Raw genomic sequence first — 2,555 nt, 5'->3', positions numbered from 1 at the left:
GGCAGGGGGGCTGGCCGGCGCCCGGGCCGAGGCGTCGGGGAGGCGCAGGGGGCGCGCGGCGGATTGGGCTCTCGGCCGGCGGCTAGTTGTGAGTTCTCAGTAGGTTGTTCACCCGGAACGGGGTTAGGCTGCAATCGCCAAACTCCAGCCGAGGACCCTGCAGGATGAACAACCCGCATCAGAATGCCCGCCTGACGCTTCACAGTCGAGAACAGATCGTTGCCCGTATTGCGGCGGGCCAGACCGCTGCCGAGGTGGCGGCGGCCTTTGCGGTGTCCGTCCGCACCGTGCGCAAGTGGCTGGCGCGGTTCCGCGCGGGCGGGGGCGTGGCGCTTTCGAATCGCGCAAGCGCCCCCGCCCGCGTTGCGGGACGCCTGGCCGGGGCGACGGTGGCGCTGATCCTGCACCTGCGCCGGACCCTGCGGATGACCGGGGCGGCGATTGCCGCGAAGCTGGGCCTGGCCCGATCCACCGTGGCGCGCTGGCTGAGCCGCGAGGGGCTCGGGCGGCTGGCGCGGATCGACCCGCCCGAACCGGTGCGCCGCTACCAGCGGGCGCGGCCGGGCGAGCTGATCCACCTTGATATCAAGAAGTTGGGGCGCTTCGACCAGCCCGGCCACCGCGTCACCGGCACGAGGGCAGGCTGCCGCAACCGCGGCGCAGGCTGGGATCGAGCCATGGTTCGCCACTGGTCCGAGGACCATGGCGAGGGTTCATGTCGCCGTCGATGACGCCACCCGCCTTGCCTATGTCGAGGTGCTGGACGACGAGCGCAAGACCACGACCACCGGCTTCCTGTTGCGCGCCCTGCGCTGGTTCCGCGACCAGGGAATCCGGGTCGAACGGGTGATGACCGACAACGGCAGTGCCTATCGCTCCCGCCGCTTCGCCAAGGCGCTGCGACTGCTGGCCATCCGCCACATCTTCACCCGCCCCTACACACCCAAGACCAACGGCAAGGCCGAACGCTTCATCCAGACCCTTCTGCGCGAATGGGCCTACGGCCTCGCCCATCCCTCCTCGGCTGCCCGCAACAACGACCTGACGCGCTGGCTTGACTGGTTCAACCACGCAAGACCACACTCCGCACTCAACGGCATCCCACCCCCCTCAAGGGTGAACAACCTGATGAGAACTCACAGCTAGCGGCTGGCTGGGGATGGTGATGCGGAGCCGCGACCGCCCGCCTTGCGTGCTGCGCGTGCCGGAACGGCCGGGGCGCGGCCAACGCCGCGGGCCGGCGCCCGCAAGGGCCGCGGTGCGCCCGGGCCGCGGCGCGATGGCAGCATGCGGCGGCCACGGGCAGGAGGACGGCGGACCGGAGCGGGGGCGCGGCCGGTTGGGCCTTGGGGCGGCGCCTTGCGGCGGGGGGGCGGTGCTGGGCGGAGCGAAAGGCTTGCCGCCGGCGCCCGGGGCGGCCCGGTTCACCGGGAGGGGGCGGGGCGGTCGGCCGGGGCTTGCGCCCGGCTGGGGGGCTGGCCGGAACGTGCGGCCGAGGCACCGGGGAGGCGCAGGGGGCGCGGCGGGGGCGGTTTCGGGGCGGCGCCTTGCGGCCGGGCGGGGTGCAGCGGTGGTGGTGCGCAGTTGCGACCGCCCGCCTTGCGCGCTGCGGGTGCCGGAACGGCCGGGGCGCGGCCACCGCGGCGGACCGGCGCCCGCAAGGGCTGCGGCGCGATGGCAGCGCGCCGCGGCCGGGGTGCGGTGGGCGCGGGCAGCCGGGGGGCGGGAGGCCGGGGGCGGGGGCGCGGCGGAGCACTGGACAAAGCCTTTGCGTTCCGCGATTGTTCCGGCCATGAGCCAGGCCGACCCCGCCCCCGACCCGACCTTGCGCCCCGAGCGGTTGCCCGAGGATACCGACCGTGCCTTGCGGCCCGAGCGGCTGGAGGAGTTCGTGGGCCAGCACGAGGCGCGGGCCAACCTGCGCGTGTTCATCGAAAGCGCGCGGATGCGCGGGCAGGCGATGGACCACACGCTGTTTCACGGGCCCCCCGGCCTTGGCAAGACCACGCTGGCGCAGATCATGGCGCGCGAGCTGGGGGTGGGGTTCCGCATGACCTCGGGGCCCGTTCTGGCCAAGGCGGGCGATCTGGCGGCGATTCTGACCAACCTCGAACCGCGCGACGTGCTGTTCATCGACGAGATTCACCGCCTCAGCCCGGTGGTGGAGGAGGTGCTGTATCCGGCGATGGAGGATTTCGCGCTGGATCTGGTGATCGGCGAGGGGCCGGCGGCGCGCACCGTGCGCATCGACCTGCAACCGTTCACGCTGGTGGGGGCGACCACGCGGCTGGGGCTCTTGACCACGCCGTTGCGCGACCGCTTCGGCATTCCCACGCGGTTGCAGTTCTATACGGTCGAGGAGCTGGACCAGATCGTGACCCGCGGGGCGCGATTGCTGGGCGTGCCGGCGGACCCGGACGGCACGCGCGAAATTGCCCGCCGCGCGCGCGGCACGCCGCGCATTGCCGGCCGGTTGCTGCGCCGGGTGGTGGATTTCGCGCTGGTCGAAGGCGACGGGCGCCTGACCCATGCCATTGCCGACCGCGCGCTGAGCC

The 2,555-nt window shown here is 73.2% G+C and carries 1 protein-coding gene and 1 pseudogene; both read left to right on the top strand.

What is annotated here, in order from left to right:
• The first annotated feature begins 164 nt into the window (after positions 1-164).
• A pseudogene (locus ACK4S2_RS14865) lies at positions 165-1,146 on the top strand (IS481 family transposase).
• A gap of 646 nt (positions 1,147-1,792) precedes the next feature.
• On the top strand, positions 1,793-2,555 hold a 763-nt coding region (ruvB, locus tag ACK4S2_RS14860; RefSeq protein WP_409626084.1), incomplete at its 3' end, for a Holliday junction branch migration DNA helicase RuvB.

The sequence above is a fragment of the Gemmobacter sp. genome (genome assembly GCF_046292685.1).
Classification (GTDB): Bacteria; Pseudomonadota; Alphaproteobacteria; order Rhodobacterales; family Rhodobacteraceae; genus Wagnerdoeblera.
This window is presented reverse-complemented; position numbering and strand designations above follow the sequence as displayed.